The organism is Thiomicrospira sp. S5 (assembly GCF_003991075.1).
Classification (GTDB): Bacteria; Pseudomonadota; Gammaproteobacteria; order Thiomicrospirales; family Thiomicrospiraceae; genus Hydrogenovibrio; species Hydrogenovibrio thermophilus.
Window position 1 is genome coordinate 2668124 of the sequence record NZ_CP014470.1, and the last position, 17524, is coordinate 2685647.

Annotated in this window: 17 protein-coding genes; 9 read left to right on the forward strand and 8 right to left on the reverse strand. The window is 51.7% G+C overall.

Annotated features, from left to right (window positions below; genetic code table 11):
• Positions 1 to 19: 19 nt before the first annotated feature.
• Complete coding sequence (locus AYJ59_RS12425; RefSeq protein ID WP_127120269.1) at positions 20 to 784, reverse strand: sulfite exporter TauE/SafE family protein; 765 nt, start codon at positions 782 to 784, stop codon at positions 20 to 22.
• Entirely contained in the window at positions 781 to 1908 is a 1128-nt protein-coding gene (gene trmA / locus AYJ59_RS12430; RefSeq protein ID WP_127120270.1) for a tRNA (uridine(54)-C5)-methyltransferase TrmA, read from the reverse strand. Before trmA ends, AYJ59_RS12425 begins: the two co-directional genes overlap by 4 nt.
• A gap of 258 nt (positions 1909 to 2166) precedes the next feature.
• Here trmA and AYJ59_RS12435 point away from each other — a divergent pair, with 258 nt between their 5' ends.
• On the forward strand, positions 2167 to 3411 hold the full coding sequence (locus AYJ59_RS12435) for a diguanylate cyclase (RefSeq protein ID WP_127120271.1): 1245 nt from the start codon (positions 2167 to 2169) through the stop codon (positions 3409 to 3411).
• Between the two features lie 74 nt (positions 3412 to 3485).
• Here AYJ59_RS12435 and gluQRS read toward each other — a convergent pair whose 3' ends face one another.
• A complete protein-coding gene (gluQRS, locus tag AYJ59_RS12440; protein WP_127120272.1) occupies positions 3486 to 4433 on the reverse strand; it encodes a tRNA glutamyl-Q(34) synthetase GluQRS in 948 nt (315 codons plus the stop codon).
• Between the two features lie 199 nt (positions 4434 to 4632).
• Here gluQRS and metH point away from each other — a divergent pair, with 199 nt between their 5' ends.
• On the forward strand, positions 4633 to 8343 hold the full coding sequence (metH, locus tag AYJ59_RS12445) for a methionine synthase (RefSeq protein ID WP_127120273.1): 3711 nt from the start codon (positions 4633 to 4635) through the stop codon (positions 8341 to 8343).
• On the opposite strand, the gene AYJ59_RS12450 is transcribed toward metH, so the two are convergent.
• Positions 8344 to 9027, reverse strand: a complete 684-nt coding sequence (locus AYJ59_RS12450) for a hypothetical protein (protein WP_127120274.1) — start codon at positions 9025 to 9027, stop codon at positions 8344 to 8346.
• 126 nt (positions 9028 to 9153) lie between these two features.
• Here AYJ59_RS12450 and AYJ59_RS12455 point away from each other — a divergent pair, with 126 nt between their 5' ends.
• Both AYJ59_RS12455 and AYJ59_RS12460 read left to right on the forward strand, forming a co-directional pair.
• Positions 9154 to 9432, forward strand: coding sequence for a hypothetical protein (locus AYJ59_RS12455; protein WP_127120275.1), 279 nt, complete (start codon positions 9154 to 9156; stop codon positions 9430 to 9432).
• 93 nt (positions 9433 to 9525) lie between these two features.
• Positions 9526 to 9822 (forward strand): hypothetical protein, encoded by a 297-nt coding sequence (locus AYJ59_RS12460; protein WP_127120276.1) that lies wholly within the window; start codon positions 9526 to 9528, stop codon positions 9820 to 9822.
• Positions 9823 to 9892: 70 nt separating this feature from the next.
• Here AYJ59_RS12460 and AYJ59_RS12465 read toward each other — a convergent pair whose 3' ends face one another.
• The gene (locus tag AYJ59_RS12465) at positions 9893 to 10525 is read right to left on the reverse strand and encodes a CBS domain-containing protein (RefSeq protein ID WP_127120277.1); all 633 of its coding nucleotides are present in this window, start codon (positions 10523 to 10525) and stop codon (positions 9893 to 9895) included.
• A gap of 102 nt (positions 10526 to 10627) precedes the next feature.
• On the opposite strand from AYJ59_RS12465, the gene AYJ59_RS12470 reads away from it, so the two are divergent.
• A complete protein-coding gene (locus tag AYJ59_RS12470; protein WP_164730777.1) occupies positions 10628 to 11722 on the forward strand; it encodes a hypothetical protein in 1095 nt (364 codons plus the stop codon).
• 27 nt (positions 11723 to 11749) lie between these two features.
• On the opposite strand, the gene AYJ59_RS12475 is transcribed toward AYJ59_RS12470, so the two are convergent.
• From AYJ59_RS12475 to AYJ59_RS12485, 3 genes are all read right to left on the reverse strand, one after another.
• A complete protein-coding gene (locus tag AYJ59_RS12475; RefSeq protein WP_127120279.1) occupies positions 11750 to 12160 on the reverse strand; it encodes a carboxymuconolactone decarboxylase family protein in 411 nt (136 codons plus the stop codon).
• A gap of 274 nt (positions 12161 to 12434) precedes the next feature.
• Positions 12435 to 12791, reverse strand: a complete 357-nt coding sequence (locus tag AYJ59_RS12480; RefSeq protein WP_127120280.1) for a MerR family transcriptional regulator — start codon at positions 12789 to 12791, stop codon at positions 12435 to 12437.
• Between the two features lie 114 nt (positions 12792 to 12905).
• Entirely contained in the window at positions 12906 to 13499 is a 594-nt protein-coding gene (locus AYJ59_RS12485; RefSeq protein ID WP_127120281.1) for a cytochrome b, read from the reverse strand.
• A gap of 120 nt (positions 13500 to 13619) precedes the next feature.
• Here AYJ59_RS12485 and AYJ59_RS12490 point away from each other — a divergent pair, with 120 nt between their 5' ends.
• The 4 genes from AYJ59_RS12490 (at position 13620) to typA (ending at position 17466) form a co-directional block, all read left to right on the forward strand.
• Positions 13620 to 14231, forward strand: a complete 612-nt coding sequence (locus AYJ59_RS12490) for a DNA-3-methyladenine glycosylase I (RefSeq protein ID WP_127120282.1) — start codon at positions 13620 to 13622, stop codon at positions 14229 to 14231.
• A gap of 185 nt (positions 14232 to 14416) precedes the next feature.
• Positions 14417 to 14905, forward strand: a complete 489-nt coding sequence (locus AYJ59_RS12495) for a YeeE/YedE family protein (RefSeq protein ID WP_029939440.1) — start codon at positions 14417 to 14419, stop codon at positions 14903 to 14905.
• 7 nt (positions 14906 to 14912) lie between these two features.
• The gene (locus AYJ59_RS12500) at positions 14913 to 15446 is read left to right on the forward strand and encodes a DUF6691 family protein (RefSeq protein WP_237260341.1); all 534 of its coding nucleotides are present in this window, start codon (positions 14913 to 14915) and stop codon (positions 15444 to 15446) included.
• A gap of 196 nt (positions 15447 to 15642) precedes the next feature.
• The gene (gene typA, locus AYJ59_RS12505) at positions 15643 to 17466 is read left to right on the forward strand and encodes a translational GTPase TypA (protein WP_029939438.1); all 1824 of its coding nucleotides are present in this window, start codon (positions 15643 to 15645) and stop codon (positions 17464 to 17466) included.
• The last annotated feature ends 58 nt before the right edge of the window (positions 17467 to 17524 follow it).

Consider the following 17524-nt stretch of genomic DNA (forward strand, 5'->3'; position numbering starts at 1 on the left):
CGCCGATGCCCGTATCACATCACAACAGATTCGGCAGGTTTTTGTACAGGATAAACACCCCGATTAACACCAGGAACACCGAAAAGATTTTCTTCAACAAGGCCTGATCAACGCGACTACTGACCTTGTGGCCCAACCAACCACCGACAATCCCGATAAGCGAGAACAACCCGATAATATGCCAATCGATGCTTAGCTGCAAGGCACTCAACACATTTAGATATTCGTAAAAACCGACAAACGACTTGGCGGCAATGATCACCAAGCTGGTGCCGACCGCCAGGCGCATCGACAAACCGCCCAGCAACACCAACGCCGGAATAATCAGAAAGCCGCCACCGACACCGACCAAACCGGTCACCCCGCCGACCAACAAACCGTCAATCGCGATTTTATAAAGCGCACGTTCCTGTGTCGGCCCTTCGTCTTCGAGCTTGACCGGGCGGAACATCAAATACGCCGCCGTCAGCAACAAGGCCGAGAAAATCAACATCTGCACCGCATTGGACACATAATGCGCACCATAAGCACCCAGATAAGCCCCCAGCATGCCCGGCAAACCAAACACCACCACAGTTCGCCATTTCACCAAGCCTTGGCGTGCATAAGGCAGAGCGGAGAAGACACTGATAATCCCGACAATCATCAAGGAACCGGCAATCGCCACTTTCGGGTCTTGCCCCACCAGGTAAATCAGTACCGGCACGGTCAAAATGGAGCCGCCGGAACCGAGCAGCCCCAGACTCACACCAATCAGTAATGCACCTATCCAAGCTAGTATCATTTGGCTTTCCTTTTTAGATATACACCGCTTTCAATATGATGGGTGTAAGGGAATTGATCAAACAGAGCGGTTTCGACCACGTCATGTGTACGGCCAATGTCCGCTAAATCCCGCGCAAGGGTGTCCGGGTTGCAGGAGATGTACAGAATATGCTCGAACTCCGTCACCATTTTGCGCGTCAAATCGTCCAGACCGGACCGCGGCGGGTCCACGAAAATGGTATTGAAATCGTATGATTTCAAATCCACATCCTTAAGACGAAAGAAGGTTCGTTGCCCTTCCAGTGCGGCAGAAATTTCCTCCGCCGCCATTTTCACAACCCGCACATTGTCCGTGCGGTTCGCGTCAATATTAAATTCCGCCGAAGCCACCGAGGTTTTAGAAATCTCCGTCGCCAGCACCTGATTGAAATGCGACGCCAATGCAATCGAAAAATGCCCGTTACCGCAATACAACTCAATCAAATCATTGGATTGGTCCGGGTTGGCGAGAGCCGCCATTTTGCGCGCCCAATGCAACATGTTTTGCGCCATTTCCGCGTTCGGCTGGGTAAAACTGTTTTCCACCTGCTGGTAAACAAACGACTGCCCGTCCACCTCCAAACGTTCGATGACGAAGTCCTGATCCAAACACACTTTTTGTTTGCGTGCCCGGCCAATGATGTGGGTAATCGGTAAGGTTTTGCGCAGGGCTTGTGCCGCTTCCAGCCAGGCCTGGTCGGTTTCCGTCTGATCCCCGTTTTTTTGCTGTAGCGGCCGGCGGTAAATCAACGTCACCAGCATTTCGCCACTCAAGGTCGCCAGAAAATCGACTTGAAACAACTTGGTCCGCAAGGCAGGCTGCCGCACGATTTCCGCCATCAGGCGCGGCATTAAATTGGCAATGCTTTCCAGCGCCATCGGACAGGATTCAATCGCCACCTTTTCCTTGGTGTCGGGATTGAACATGATGTAATCAGTGCGGTCACCTTCATGCCACACGCGGAATTCAGCACGGGCACGGTAATTGGCCGGGCGGGACGCAAACACCGTCATCGGTTCGGATTTTGGCAATAACGCCGTTAAACGGTCAACTTTTTCGTCCAGCTGCGTTTGGTAGCGGTCGGGAAAAACATCGCAGAGCATTCAGGGTTATCCAGGGCATTCAAAAATAGAAATGTCAAAATCACTCCCTTCTTTGTAGAAGGTGTTTAATAAATGATTTTTTGCGAAGTATATCACCAATCGGCCTTAAAAGCGGCCCCGAAACAACGCCTTAATCAAATAGTCACACTCAAAGTGGTTATTTATTCAAAAAAACTTACCCCGTCACAAAAAAATCATGTAAGGTTTCATACGCACAAATACAATAATGATATTAAACAACTTTTGCACTCAACCACCATGACGAACGAATGTTTCCTGATCATTGAGGATCAACCCTCAATGGCGAGTTTATTGAAAACCGAACTTCAAAAACTGACACCGCTGACCATCCACACCTGCCACTCGCTGGCGGAAGCTAAAGACTTGATTGAAAGCGGAATCGAGGTCGCCGTCTGTTTAAGCGATTTGCAGTTACCCGACTCCTACAATGGCGAAGTCATCGAATATTTAAAACACCACCACATCACCACTGTGGTGCTCACCGCCTCGTATAAGGAAGAAACCCGCGAAGAAATGTTCCGCCTCAAGGTCGCGGACTACGTCATCAAAGACAGTCTGTCCTCCATCCGCTATGCGGTGCAGATTACCGACCGACTGTACAAAAATGCCCAACGCATGGTGTGGATGCTCAGTTCCGGCTCGCGCTACAGCTCCAAATTGCTCGGTATGCTGCGCAACCACCGTTTTCAGGTGCGCCTGTACGAAAACTGCTCGGAAATGACTACCGACCTGAAAGAAGCCTTGCCCAGCCTGATTCTGCTGGACAGCGCGCAAAACGTCATCAACAACAACACCTTCGACTTCACCAAAAACATCCGCAACCGTTATTCGCAAAGCCAGCTGCCGATTATTTCCTGTGAAGACAGCGAAAACATCTCCTCCGCTATCAAATTGATGAAATACGGCGTCAACGACTTCTTCAACACCAACTTCACCCCCGAAGAATTCTATGTCCGCGTCAACCAGAACATCGAACAGGCCGAAACCTTCAAGGAAATCGAACACATTTCCCAAACCGACGGCCTTACCGGGCTTTACAATCGCCGCTTTTTCTTCCAAAAAGGCGACGAACTCTTCACCGACATCAAAGCCCAAGGCCAGTATTTCTTCACCCTGATGGGTGACATCGACCACTTCAAAAACGTCAACGACACCTACGGGCATCAAAAGGGCGATGAAGCGATTATCTTCACCGCCAATTGCATCCAAGACACCTTCTCCGACTACTTGGTCGCCCGCTTCGGTGGCGAAGAATTCTGCGTGTTCGGTCAGGTGGAGGACACCAGCGAAATCGAATCCCTCTGCGAAACCCTGCGTCAAACCATCGAAACCGAATCCGAAAACCAAACCGGCGTGAGCTTCACCATCAGCCAAGGCGTCACCTACTCCGGCGACACCCTCGACGACGCCATCAGCAAAGCCGACAAAGCCCTCTACCAATCCAAGGAAAACGGACGAAACAAACTGTCGGTGGCGTTTTAACGAAATGACAATCACGGGAAATGGCCAGGCCTGGTCATTTCCGATGATTGTGCCTAACCTTGTAATCCGGTCTTTTATGAAGCGGCATCTTTGACCTTTGATAACCGCCAGTTCTCCACCGCCCAATCCCAAAGCGGAATCAGGGTGTTGAGTTCTTTCGGTGGAGAATGGTTCAAAAATGTCAGGGCGGCGCGCAGGGTTTCGGCGGCCTCGTCTTTTCGAATGGCCGGGGCACGACTTTTTTTGCTGAGTTTAATGCCTTCGCGATTGGTCACCAAGGGGTGATGCGCATAATGCGGCGGCTCGTGCCCTAACGCCAGCATAATGGATTGTTGGGCAAAGCTGCTGGTGAGCAAATCCGCCCCCCGCACCACTTCGGTCATGCCCATTTCAATATCGTCTACCGCGCAGGCCAGATGGTAACCGATCACGCCGTCCGCCCGTTTGACCACAAAATCGCCCAACTCGGCGGCCACTTCCAAACACTGCGGCCCTTGCACGGCATCGTCAAAACATAAACGCCCGCCATCCGGTTGGAAGCGCCAGGCAGCTTCCGGCTGCATGGCCTCAACATTGGGTTTCACGGCGTCGTGGCGACAATAAGCATCGTATAACCACGGTGTTTCCGGTTGCCGTTTCTGCAACTGCTTGCGGCTACAACCGCACACATACAATCGCCCCGATTCGTTCAACGCATCCAAAGCCTGTTGGTAAATCGCACCCCGTTCGGACTGATAGATTTCCGGCCCGTCCCATTCAAAACCATAAGCTTCCAGTGTTTTGACAATGCTTTCACACGCGCCGGGCGCCACGCGTGGCCCATCGATATCGTCAATCCGCAAACGCCACTCACCGCCCTGCGACTTGGCATTCAAATAACTCGCCGTCGCCGCAATCAAAGAACCGAAATGCAACGGTCCGCTGGGCGTCGGCGCAAAGCGCCCCACCACTTTTTGTGCTTTTTGCGCGTTTTGCGGTGCCGAGGGCGATTTGGTTGTTGTGGAAGTTGGGTCGATATTCATACCGTTATCTTAACCGACGATTCCCGGCAAGTGAATGTTCTATCGTTCCGCGTGATGCCCGCCTTCGAAAACCCGAAAACCACCAGGCCTGGGCATTTTTACTCAAGGTTTCACCCGCCAAAATTACGCCTGATGTCAATGGCTTATTGAGTTAAAATACACGGTTCTTATATTTTTGACAGACAGAATGGTTTTATCTATGACGGATCGCGCAACTCGGATTTCACAACTCAAATCGCTTTTGGCGGAACGCATTGTCATCCTCGACGGTGCCATGGGGACAATGGTGCAATCCTTGCAGCTCAGTGAAGACGACTTCCGTGGCGAACGTTTTGCCGACTACCACATGGACATCAAAGGCAACAACGACATTCTGGCCATGACCCAGCCGCATCTGATTCGTGACATCCATTTGTCGTTCCTGAATCGCGGTGTCGATATTGTCGAAACCAACTCCTTTAACGCCACCACCATCGCGCAGGCCGATTACGACATGCAGGACATCGTCACCGAGCTGAACATCGCCGCCGCGCAAGTGGCGCGCGAAGCCTGCGACTTGGCCGAACAGAACGACGGCCAGCCGCGTTTCGTCGCCGGTGTCTTGGGGCCAACCAACCGCACGGCCTCCATTTCGCCGGACGTTAACGACCCCGGCAAACGCAACACCGATTTCGACGAACTGGTCACCGCTTATACACAAGCCACGCACGGCCTGCTGGAAGGCGGCGCGGACGTCATTCTGATTGAAACCATTTTCGATACCTTGAACGCCAAGGCCGCCATTTTCGCAGTGAAAGAAGTGGAAGCCGCTGTCGGTTACGAAGTGCCGATTATGCTGTCCGGCACCATCACCGATGCTTCCGGCCGAACCCTTTCCGGCCAGACGACCGAAGCCTTTTATAATGCCGTTGCCCACGCACAACCGCTATCGGTCGGCTTGAACTGCGCCTTGGGGCCGGAAGAACTTCGCCCTTACGTGGCCGAACTCAGCCGCGTGTGCGAAACCTACGTATCCGTTCACCCCAACGCCGGTCTGCCGAACGAATTCGGCGAATACGACGAAACCCCGGAACAAATGGCGGCGGAAATCGCCGTTTGGGCAGAAAAAGGTTGGATTAACATCATCGGCGGTTGCTGCGGCACCACGCCGGATCACGTCAAAGCCATGGCCGATGTCGCCTTGCGCCACACCACCCGCGCCTTGCCGGAAATCGCCCCGGCCTGCCGTTTGTCCGGTCTGGAGCCGCTGAACATCGACGAAGACTCCCTGTTCGTCAATGTCGGCGAACGTAATAACGTCACCGGTTCCGCCAAGTTCAAACGCCTGATTATCGAGGAAAACTACGGCGAAGCCATCGACATCGCCGTCAAGCAAGTGGAAGACGGCGCACAGATTATCGACGTCAATATGGACGAAGGCATGTTGGACGCCAAAGCCTGCATGGTCAAATTCCTCAATCTGCTGGCCTCCGAACCGGAAGCCTCCCGCGTGCCGATCATGATCGACTCCTCAAAATGGGAGGTAATTGAAGCCGGTTTGAAATGCATCCAGGGCAAAGGCGTGGTCAACTCCATTTCCCTGAAAGAAGGCGAAGACGCTTTTATCCGCCAGGCCAAACTGGTCAAACAATACGGCGCGGCGGCGATTGTCATGGCCTTTGACGAAACCGGCCAGGCCGACACCTTGGAACGCAAAATCGAAATCTGTAAACGTTCCTACGACGTCCTGACCCAAAAAGTCGGCTTCCCGCCGCAGGACATTATTTTCGACCCGAACATTTTCGCCGTCGCCACCGGCATCGAAGAACACAACAACTACGGCCTCGATTTCATCAACGCCGTCACCTGGATTAAAGCCAATTTGCCACACGCCAAAATTTCCGGCGGGGTGTCCAACGTGTCCTTCTCCTTCCGCGGCAACAACCCGGTGCGCGAAGCCATCCACTCCGTGTTCCTCTATTACGCCATCAAAGAAGGCATGGACATGGGCATCGTCAACGCCGGGCAAATGGCGATTTACGACGATCTGCCGGAAAAACTCCGTCAAGCCGTGGAAGACGTCATCCTCAATAAAGACCCGGAAGCCGGCGAACGTTTATTGGAAGTGGCCGAAGAATTCCGTGGCGACGGCCAAGCCGCCAGCAAAGTCGCCGACACCGCCTGGCGTGAACAAAGCGTGGAAAAACGTCTGGAACACGCGCTGGTCAAAGGCATTACCGACTACATCGAAGCCGACACCGAAGAAGCCTACCAAAAACTCGGCTCCGGTCTGCACGTCATCGAAGGCCCGCTGATGGACGGCATGAACGTGGTCGGCGACCTGTTCGGCTCCGGAAAAATGTTCCTGCCGCAAGTGGTCAAATCCGCCCGCGTCATGAAACGCGCCGTCGCCTATCTGGACCCCTATCTGCTGGCCGCCAAAACCGAAGGCCAGGCCAACGGTAAAATCGTCATGGCCACGGTCAAAGGCGACGTTCACGACATCGGCAAAAACATCGTCGGCGTGGTGTTGCAGTGTAATAATTTCGAAGTGATTGATTTAGGTGTGATGGTGCCCGCCGAGAAGATTCTCGACACCGCCGTCGAACAAGGCGCCAATGTCATCGGGCTGTCCGGCCTGATTACGCCGTCGCTGGAAGAAATGGTCAATGTCGCCAAACTGATGAAAGAACGCGGCATGGACTTGCCGTTGCTCATCGGCGGCGCCACCACGTCCAAAGCGCATACTGCGGTGAAAATCGAACCGCAATACGACCACCCGGTGGTGTACGTCAAAGACGCCTCCCGTGCCGTCGGCGTGGCGCAAAGCCTCATTTCCAACGATTTGAAAGTCGATTTCGCCGCCAAAATCCGCGCCGAATACCAACAGGTTCGCGAAGAACGCAAAGCCCGCGCCCAGCAGGTCAAGCGTATCCCAATCAAACAAACACGCACCAACCCCGCCTTAACCGACCAGGCCTGGCAGGAATTCACCCCCGTGCGGCCAACATTCCTCGGCCGCAAAGTGCTGGACAACTTCCCGCTGGAAAAATTGGTGGAACGTTTTGACTGGTCGCCTTTCTTCCAGGCCTGGGAATTACACGGAAAATACCCGCGCATTCTCGACGACAAGGTCGTCGGCGAAGAAGCCCGCAAAGTGTTTGCCGACGCCCAAACCATGCTCAAGCAAATCATCGACGAAAAATGGCTCACCGCCAAAGCCGTGTACGGTTTCTATCCGGCCAACCGTGTTGGCGACGACATTGAGGTTTATGCCGACGAAAGCCGCAACCAAGTGCTGCACACTTTCCATCACTTGCGCCAGCAGGCCGAGAAAAAACGCGGCGGTGCCAACAACTGCCTGTCGGACTTCATCGCCAGCAAGGAAAGCCGCGTGCCGGACTACATCGGTTTCTTCGCCGTCACCGCCGGCATCGGCATTGACGAGCACGTGGAACGCTTTGAAAAAGACCACGATGACTATCACGCCATTATGCTCAAAGCCCTGGCCGACCGCTTTGCCGAAGCCTTTGCCGAAACCCTGCATGAAATCGTGCGTAAAGACGATTGGGGCTACGCGCCGGACGAAAACCTCGACAACGAAGACCTGATTAAAGAACGTTACCAAGGCATTCGCCCCGCCGCCGGTTATCCGGCCTGCCCGGACCACACCGAAAAAGGCACCCTTTGGGAACTGCTGAAACCGGACGAAACCATCGGGCTGGACATTACCGAAAGCTTTGCCATGACGCCGACGGCCGCCGTTTCCGGCACCTACTTCGCGCATCCGGAAAGCCGCTACTTCGGCGTCGGCTCACTCGGCCGCGACCAAGTGGAAGACTACGCCCACCGCAAAGGCTGGAGCATCGAAGAAACGGAGAAATGGCTGGCACCGAATTTGGGGTATGACCCTGAGGATTTTGCGAACTGATTAAAAAGTCACTAACTTTAATAAAAGTAACGATATACCTGAAACGGCTAAAATTACAGGAAGTGAAAACTCGAGAATCAGCCATCTCCAGTTTTGAAATTTACAAAACATAAGAAACCAATTATCAAAGCGCCACATTGCTTCATCAAGGCGCTTATGGTTAATCGAATCTTCTAAGTTTTTGACTTCATTTTCAATTTCTTTATATGTTTTTTCTGCATTTTCTTCGGTTAATACATTGATGTTGTCTTGCAGCCTCTTAAGAGAATATTGCGTTGAATTCAGTAGAAAAGCATAAATGGTTGTTTGTCTCACCTCGCCTGAAATGTCACGTTCTTTAATTTCAAGTCCACCACGTCCCAAACCGCCAGTATCAAGAGCCGTTTGCCTCAACCTCCACTCCATAAAGGACTCACTTGACGCCCAAACAAAATGCACTAACTGATAGACTAAAAGTAACAGCAATAGAATATAAATGTGCTCCGATGTTAACCCTTTTAACTTTATCCCCAATATTGAAGAGCCTTCTCCAATTTTTATTTGCGAACAAACCAAAATAATCGAAACAACACTTAGAAAAAAAAGCTGGGCTCGAATGACTTTAGTATTTGTGTCATGCATCAAAAAAACAGGATGACTCAACAGCTCTTTTAATCTCTCATTATCTATCTGTCGTTTATTCATCAAATCAACCTTTTGAACCTAAAATACTTAAAAATAACCATTACGTTTGAACCATTCTATAAAATTCGACACCAAGCGACCCATCATTTAAAGTGAATCCTTTGAAATCAAGCAAGGCATGCTCAAATGACCATCCATTACACAATCCAAACATTTGATAACCAGGAACCACCGCACCTTCTAAAAACCATCAAAATTAGAAATGCGCTGGCGTTGCCTTCGGTTAATCACATTGTGAATATTGATTTTGACGACTACATCGTACAAGAAGTCCGGCACCGTATTGCCTACAAAACGGAAACCTTTACCAGTGAAAAAGGGATTCAAAGCGCTTATCAAGAAGTGGACGATATTGTCGTCATCGCTCGTAAAAAAGCGGGCGAGACCACTTATTCTCTAAAATAAAACGCTTACGACGGATGGCAACTCTTGTCAAAAAATAACATGGCCGAATAAAATCAATCGACATGCTTTACACGAATCGTTAAACTCAACCTCATGAAAAATTTATTGCTAAAACTCTTCTCCCCCATTCTCAATCCATTGGAAAACGCGGATGGGCATTATGAATACAGTCCGTCGCACCGCAAGGTGTTAAAGATAATGGGCTTTTTGTTTATCACGCTGGGCGTTGTCGGTTTGTACTTTTCCATTCTCGCCAACCAGATTGCGGGCATGTTTCCGGTGATTCTGTTTTCCGTGATCGGTTTGATTTGCTTGGTGGTGGCGTTTCTCGGCAGCGACAAAGCGGTGTCCAAACTATGGCGCAACCGCAATGAAAGCGCACCGAAATAAGATTGAATTAACCGCAAAACGCACTGGCCAAACCGGCCTATTGGTTGCCATTTAACCAAAGCTTATTCAATCAGGTCCAAAGGCTGAGCGGCGGGTCGGTGGCAATGGTTTTAATCAGATCGGTGCGAGTGACAATGCCGACAATGGCATCTTTTTCATTAACGACCGGCAGCGCCGTCAAACCATAATCCGCCATCACTTTGGCGACACGGCGAATATCCGTCACCGGATCGGCGGTAATCACCTCTTTAATCATGACGTCTTCAATGCTTTTTTCCGGCAGGCTGAACACGCGTTCGCCATCGGTTGAAATAATGTGCATTAAATCCAGCAGCGTGAGCATCCCCACCAGAAAGTGTTTTTCATCAATCACCGGCAATTGGGTGTAACTGTGTTTTTGAAAAAACCGAAAGGCGGTTTCAATGGGCGTGTCGATGGGAATCGTCACCACCGGATGCCCCATAATTTGATTGACGTGCAACACCGGCTCACGATGGTTGGATTCAATCATCTTTTGATAGGCGTTGACACCTTTGGAAGCCAATCCACCGTTGTCCGGCGTTCCCTGCACAATCAAGGTTTCGTCTTTACCGACATCTTGCTGAAAATCCATCTTTTCAGCCGGTGACGGTTGTTTCACACGTTTTAATTCTTCCAGACTGTTACGAAACGAACGGCCCTGGATATTATAAATTGCAAACATCTTCCCCTCGCAACGGTATTGTTCTGGTAACTGTTATACCATATTCATATGATAACCAACACTCAGTCGTCCAAGACAACAGACACGCAACGGAGCCTCGCCATGCTGCCAAAAACCGATAACCGACTCCAACAACTGGAAACGATTTTACCGCTGATTCGCGCCGAGGCCGCCACCGCGGAAAAACTGGGGCATCTCACCGATGCGGTTTTAGCCGCTTTATTCGAACAGCGCCTTTTCCGCCTGTTTATTCCCGAATGCTATCAGGGCGAAGCGACCGACTTGCCGACGGCCTTGAAGGTGTTTGAGCGAATCGCTTACGCGGACGGAGCCACCGGTTGGCTGGTGATGATCGGCACGGGCGGCGGGTTATTTTCCGGCTTTATGGCGGAAGCGGCGGCGCGGGAAATCTTTGAACCGGAAAATGCAGTCATTGCCGGGTCCGGCATGCCGTCAGGCCTGGCGAAAACCGTAGAAAACGGTTGTATGAAAAACGGTTTTGAAGCCTCCGGCCGCTGGGCTTATGCCAGCGGCGCACACCATGCCAGTTGGTTTACCGCCAATTGCAAAGTGGACGACACCGAAGACATTCTCGCCATTGCCGTTCCCGCCGCCAAAGTCACGGTGCATTCGACCTGGTCGGCCTTTGGCATGAAAGCCACCGGCAGCCACGATTTCAGCGTGGAAAAGGTGACCGTACCACGCGATTTCACCTTTTCGCTGGCGGAGCCCCCCGTTTTGAATGACCCGATTTTTCATTGCCCGCTGGAAACCCTCGCCAGCGTGACCTTTGGCAGTGTCGCCGTCGGCATCGCCCAACATGCTTTGGAGGCCTTTCAAGCCTTTGCGCAACACAAAACCGTTTACGGCCAAGACGGCGTGCTGGCGGAGCAACCGGCCATTCAACAATGCATTGAGCAAGCCCAAACCCAAATTGAAAATGCCCGCACGCAATTGTATGCCTTGGCCGATGCGGTTTGGCAAGCCTGTGAGCACGGCCAGACGCCCGACGAAACGTTACGCATCCAAGTGCAAACCGAGTGCGTCACGTTGGTACAAAACGGCCTGCACGCCGCCGACAGCCTGAAAGCCCACGCCGGAATGATGGCGGTGTTCGACACATCCGAATTCGGCCAGGCCTGGCGGGATTTGCATGTTTTAAGCCAGCATGTGATTTCATCGCCACCACTGGATTAATCTTCGCATTTGAAATATTTTTAAGGCTCACGTCTCCGACGATGGCTTTTCAATCAACCCGCGTTCCAAAAACACTTCTTCGGCCGCAAAGGCACCATTCAAGGCGGCCGGAAAACCGGCGTACACCGACATTTGGATAATGATTTCCATAACCTCAGTCACCGTACAACCCACGTTCAGCGCGGCATGAATGTGCACTTTGAGCTGAGGGGCCGCATTTCCCATCGCCGTTAAGGCGGCGACGGTGGCAATTTCTCGTGATTTCAAACCCAAACCGTGGCGGCTGTAAACGTCTCCGAAGGGATATTCAATCGTATAACGCGCCAAATCGGGCGCTACTTGTTGCAAAGAGCGGATAACATTTTCGCCGGCTTGGCCGTCGATTTCTTTCAGTTTTTTAAGCCCGCGTTGAAAGCGTTCGGTATCGGTTGTTGTCATGGTTTGTTCTCCTTTCTGTTTTGAAATAATGGTTTTTTCGGCTGCGAGAACAGACGAAACGGAGCCGCTGAATGCGCAGCCCAGTGCAGACAATTGAATGAAATGACGCCGACTGAATGTAACGGCATGAATGGATGGTTTGACTGGCATCGTGAAGCTCCTGATGTCGGGTTCACAAGCAGTCTACAACTTAGAGTTAACTCTACGTCAAGCGAAAATAAAGCGTGATTAAAACGTTAATAGAACACTATTTTTTGGGCGGGTAAGCTGGAATTCAATCCACAAGGTCTTGCTTGTACAAATCAATTTTGTCATTGAGTTTTTGCAGGTGCCTACGCAACTGTTCAATGTTTTCGGACAGGTCTTTCGCATGCTCTTCAAGCAGGACCTGACGCTGTGCGACGGTGTCTTTACCTTGCTCCCTCAACGCCGCATAGTGACGGATTTTATCCAACGGCATGCCGGTATGCTTGAGGCGCAGTACAAATTCCATCCAACGGACATCTTTGTCGGTGAAATGACGGTGACCATTCGCCAAACGTTGCACTGACGACAGCACGCCGTTTTTTTCATAAAACCGGATGGTATGCGGACAGACCCCGACTTGCAGGGAAAATTCTTTAATATTCATGGATTCACTCAATAAACCAACAACACAAAAATCCAGTAAAAAAGCCGCTCATCGCGCGGCCTTTTCTGATTTAACGATGCCATGATCGCTTACGAATACTCTAGTCGATTTCATTCAACTTTTCAGCGTTGTCATACGCTTCAACGTATTGTCTTTTTTCACATAATGATGATACAACGCGGCCAGAGCGTGACCCAGAATCAGCATCCACACTAACAGTGCGCCGCCAATATCCTTATGAATAAAATCGAACGGTTTCTCAAACTCTTTAAAGGTGATGCCGAACCAGTATTCTTCAATCACATTCGTATACAACCAGGTATCAGAGAATTTTGGAATCTCAAACAAATAGAAGAATTGCGTGTTGGCGCCGGTGCCCATATAGCCGGTCACCACCATCACCGCAATCATCAAATACAGCAGCCAGTGCCCGGATTTGGCGGCCAAATGTGCAAAAGCGGAACCGGGAACCGGATCGGGTTTACGGTCATACATCACCCAAAGCAGACGTAAAATCAAAATCACCCCGATGCTGATACCGATTGAAAAATGCAGTTGGATGGCGATGATGTTTTCCGGCGTATCCCGTTCGGTAAACCACTGCCGATAATAGACGGCCACATAGGCCAGCAGAAATAAAAGCGCCGTTGCCCAATGCAGGGTTTTCGCCACCGTGCCGTAGGCGATTTGACTGTTGCGTAATGCCATTTTGCTCTCCCAAAATTAAGTGCGGTTTTGTTTCGTTTTCTTAGCCTGATGTTGTACGGTAAAATACTATCGATTTAATCGCTGCACAATTTGAATCAATTAAGTAAAAAAGGATATTCCATGAGCCAGACCGTTCCCGGCCCGGACAATCTGCCGCGTTGCGCCTGGTGCGGCCAGGTGGAAGCGTTTTTCGATTACCACGACCGGGAATGGGGCTTTCCGGTGGCGGACGACATTCGTTTGTTTGAAAAGCTATGTCTGGAAAGTTTTCAATCCGGTTTGAGTTGGCGCACCATTCTCGATAAGCGCGAAAACTTTCGCCGCGCCTTCGACCACTTCGACTTCCACAAGGTCGCCCAATTCACCGAACAGGATGTGCAGCGCCTGTTACAGGATGCGGGCATCGTGCGGCATCGCGGCAAAATCGAAGCCGTCATCAACAACGCCCAGCGTGCGCAGGAACTGGTGGCGCAACACGGTTCGTTGGCGGCGTTTTTCTGGCAATACGAACCGGACGAAGCCACTTTGCCGCCGCCGCAAAGCGTCACCACCTCACCGGAATCGGTGGCTTTGTCGAAAGCCTTGAAGAAAATGGGCTGGAAATTCGTGGGGCCGACCACCGTGTATGCCTTTATGGAAGCCATGGGCCTCATCAACAACCATGTGGAAGCCTGCATCAGCCGCCCAAAAGTCGCCGAGGCCCGTAAAAACTTCCAACGCCCCACCCGCTGAAACACGCCGTTTTGAATGGAAAAAACGCCCAGGCCTGGTCGTTTTTCCATATTAAAACAACAACTATTTACATTCTTAATGCATCATAAATTAATTTTATCCGCACGCAAAAAACCTCTCTTTGACTCGCTTGGAACATTCTTTGAAAATATGTCCAATCAAACGAATTTATTCTAGGATAAGCGATGGAAGTCATTGTTTGGAGCGCGTGGATTGCCGGCATCTCGATGGGATTGTTTGTGGTTTTCCACTTCTGGTTAATGGGGAAACCCGCCGGCTGCTCAACCGGTTACGGTAATTTCTGCGGCATGATGTTCAAACGGGTGGAGTATTTCCGCACCGGCGAATACAAAAACATCAACAATTCGCGTTTGTGGTTCCTGCTGGGCATTCCCATCGGCGGGCTGTTGAGCGCGCTGCAAGCGCCGGAGCCGTGGCATTTCAGTTTTGACATGGGGATGTATAACGACATCCTGCCGCAAACGCTGGCTGGGAAAGCCATCTGGCTGATTTTCGGCGGCGCGTTGCTGGGCTTCGGCGCACGTTTGGCCGGGGCTTGCACCACCGGGCACGCTCTGGTGGGCGGCGCCATGCTGAACCCGCCGAGCCTATTGGCGGGTGTGATTTTCTTTATGAGTGCGTTTGTGACCACGCACCTGCTGTTCGGAACCTAAGGAGTCGATGATGGAACATAAAATGCCACCTTTGAAAAGCATCCGCCTGTACATCATCTCGTTCATGTATGTGTACCGCAACAACATTTTCGGTTTTCTGATGGGCATCACCTTCGGCTTTCTGATGAGCCACGCCGGGGCGACCACTTACGATTACCACGCCAAGATGTTCCTGTTCGAGGACTTTCAGTTGATGATTGTCATCGTTACCGCCGTGGCGATTGCGATGGTCGGGGTGTTTTTGCTCAAACGCTTCAAAGTGCGCGCTATCGCCACCGGCGCGGAAGTGGACTTCGTGAAAAAACCCTATCAGAAAGGCTTGATGATCGGCGCCATGCTGTTCGGCATTGGCTGGGGGATGACTGCCTCCTGCCCCGGTACCATTCCGGCGATGATCGGCGAAGGCAAAATCGCCGGGCTCTTTGCGCTGCTCGGCCTATTGCTCGGCACGATGGCGTACGGAATTCTGCAAAGTTACATCCGTCTGGAAAAGGCGCAAAATCAGAACCAAACAACGGATTCGACCAGGCCTGGTCAATAACCGAATTCACAGCAAATGTAGGCGTTTCCGGCCGATTTTTCGGCCCGCGCATTTCACTTGCCAACCGCTCTTTTCCCCCGAGAGCGGTTTCACAGCCGCAATTGGTGATATTTTCCAATCATTTCAGCAGATTACACAAACTCGTCCTGCCTTTTCAGTATAATACGCTTTTTTTGAAAGTTAAGAGAGTCCCTCCATGAGTACAGATCATATTCGCAACATTGCCATCATTGCGCACGTTGACCACGGTAAAACCACCCTGGTAGACCAGCTTCTACGGCAATCCGGCACGTTTGACGAAATCCGTAAAGACATGGGCGACCGTGTTATGGACTCCAATGATCTGGAAAAGGAACGTGGGATCACCATCCTGTCGAAAAACACGGCGGTTAACTGGAACGACTACCGCATCAACATCGTGGACACCCCGGGTCACGCCGACTTCGGTGGTGAAGTGGAACGTATTTTGTCGATGGTGGACTCGGTCCTGTTGTTGGTGGACTCTGTGGAAGGGCCGATGCCGCAAACGCGTTTCGTAACCGAAAAAGCCTTGAAACAAGGTTTGAAGCCGATTGTGGTCATCAACAAAATCGACCGTCCGGGCGCACGTCCGGACTGGGTATTGGATCAAACGTTCGACTTGTTCGACCGTTTGGGCGCCACCGACGAGCAAATGGACTTCGACGTGATTTACGCTTCCGGTCTGAACGGTTTCGCCGGTCTGGATGAAGACGTTCGTGAAGGCGACATGACACCGATCTTCGAAATCATCACTCAAAAAGTCCCGGCACCGGACGTTGATTTGGGCGGGCCTTTCCAGTTGCAATGTATCTCTCTGGACTATGACACTTATAAAGGCGTGATCGGCACCGGCCGTATCAAGCGCGGTTCCGTGGAAGTCGGCATGGCTGTCACCATCATCGATGCCGAAGGCAAAGAGCGTAAAGGCAAAGTCGGTGAAATCTTCGGGTATCACGGTTTGGAACGTGTCAGCGTGGACGAGGCGCACGCCGGTGACATCGTGGCCTTTACCGGGTTGGACCCATTGAACATTTCCGACACCTTATGTGATCCGAACCACGTTGAAGCCCTGCCGCCGTTGACGGTGGACGAGCCGACCGTGAGCATGACCTTCCAGGTCAACGACTCGCCATTCGTCGGTCAGGACGGTAAATTGTTGACCTCTCGCCAAATCCGCGAGCGTCTGGACAAAGAACTGTTGACCAACGTGGCCTTGCGTGTCGAAGACACCGAAGACGCCAACAAATTCCGTGTTTCCGGTCGTGGTGAACTGCACTTGTCGGTTCTGATCGAAACCATGCGTCGCGAAGGCTTCGAGATGGGGATTTCCCGTCCGGAAGTAATCTTCAAAGAAGAAAACGGCGAAATTATGGAACCTTATGAAAACCTGACGGTGGACATTCCGGAAGAAGCGCAAGGTTCCATTATGGAAAAACTGGGTGAGCGTAAAGCCGAAATGCAAGACATGGTTCCAGACGGACACGGCCGCGTGCGTATCGACTTCATCATCCCATCACGAGGATTGATCGGCTTCCGTACCGAATTCATGACCGCCACCCAAGGGAACGGTTTGATTTTCTCCAGCTTCTCGCATTACGGACCGAAATTCGCCGGTACGCTGGGCGAGCGCAACAACGGCGTGTTGATCTCTCTGGGGCAAGGGAAAGCTTTGGCCTTCGCCTTGTTCAACCTGCAAGACCGCGGTCGTCTTTACATCGGCCACGGTGAAGAGGTTTACGAAGGCATGATCATCGGTCTGCACAGCCGCGCCAACGACTTGACGGTCAACCCGCTGAAAGGTAAGCAGCTGACCAACATGCGTGCCGCCGGGACCGACGAAGCTCTGACCTTGACGCCGCCGATTCGTTTCTCGCTGGAACAGGCGTTGGAATTCATCGACGACGACGAACTGGTCGAAGTCACGCCAAACAGCGTTCGTATCCGTAAAAAACTGTTGACGGAAAACGAACGTAAAAAAGCAGGCCGCGGCAAAGGCTAACCGCCCGCCCCGCCCGACTCCGCTTTTCCAAAAACGCCCAGGCCTGGGCGTTTTTTAT

What these genes read in the sequence shown, in the direction of transcription:
- AYJ59_RS12425 (WP_127120269.1), bottom strand. Translation starts at nt 784, where the DNA reads ATGATACTAGCTTGGATAGGTGCATTACTGATTGGTGTGAGTCTGGGG.
- trmA (WP_127120270.1), bottom strand. Translation starts at nt 1,908, where the DNA reads ATGCTCTGCGATGTTTTTCCCGACCGCTACCAAACGCAGCTGGACGAA.
- AYJ59_RS12435 (WP_127120271.1), top strand. Translation starts at nt 2,167, where the DNA reads ATGACGAACGAATGTTTCCTGATCATTGAGGATCAACCCTCAATGGCG.
- gluQRS (WP_127120272.1), bottom strand. Translation starts at nt 4,433, where the DNA reads ATGAATATCGACCCAACTTCCACAACAACCAAATCGCCCTCGGCACCG.
- metH (WP_127120273.1), top strand. Translation starts at nt 4,633, where the DNA reads ATGACGGATCGCGCAACTCGGATTTCACAACTCAAATCGCTTTTGGCG.
- AYJ59_RS12450 (WP_127120274.1), bottom strand. Translation starts at nt 9,027, where the DNA reads ATGAATAAACGACAGATAGATAATGAGAGATTAAAAGAGCTGTTGAGT.
- AYJ59_RS12455 (WP_127120275.1), top strand. Translation starts at nt 9,154, where the DNA reads ATGACCATCCATTACACAATCCAAACATTTGATAACCAGGAACCACCG.
- AYJ59_RS12460 (WP_127120276.1), top strand. Translation starts at nt 9,526, where the DNA reads ATGAAAAATTTATTGCTAAAACTCTTCTCCCCCATTCTCAATCCATTG.
- AYJ59_RS12465 (WP_127120277.1), bottom strand. Translation starts at nt 10,525, where the DNA reads ATGTTTGCAATTTATAATATCCAGGGCCGTTCGTTTCGTAACAGTCTG.
- AYJ59_RS12470 (WP_164730777.1), top strand. Translation starts at nt 10,628, where the DNA reads ATGCTGCCAAAAACCGATAACCGACTCCAACAACTGGAAACGATTTTA.
- AYJ59_RS12475 (WP_127120279.1), bottom strand. Translation starts at nt 12,160, where the DNA reads ATGACAACAACCGATACCGAACGCTTTCAACGCGGGCTTAAAAAACTG.
- AYJ59_RS12480 (WP_127120280.1), bottom strand. Translation starts at nt 12,791, where the DNA reads ATGAATATTAAAGAATTTTCCCTGCAAGTCGGGGTCTGTCCGCATACC.
- AYJ59_RS12485 (WP_127120281.1), bottom strand. Translation starts at nt 13,499, where the DNA reads ATGGCATTACGCAACAGTCAAATCGCCTACGGCACGGTGGCGAAAACC.
- AYJ59_RS12490 (WP_127120282.1), top strand. Translation starts at nt 13,620, where the DNA reads ATGAGCCAGACCGTTCCCGGCCCGGACAATCTGCCGCGTTGCGCCTGG.
- AYJ59_RS12495 (WP_029939440.1), top strand. Translation starts at nt 14,417, where the DNA reads ATGGAAGTCATTGTTTGGAGCGCGTGGATTGCCGGCATCTCGATGGGA.
- AYJ59_RS12500 (WP_237260341.1), top strand. Translation starts at nt 14,913, where the DNA reads ATGATGGAACATAAAATGCCACCTTTGAAAAGCATCCGCCTGTACATC.
- typA (WP_029939438.1), top strand. Translation starts at nt 15,643, where the DNA reads ATGAGTACAGATCATATTCGCAACATTGCCATCATTGCGCACGTTGAC.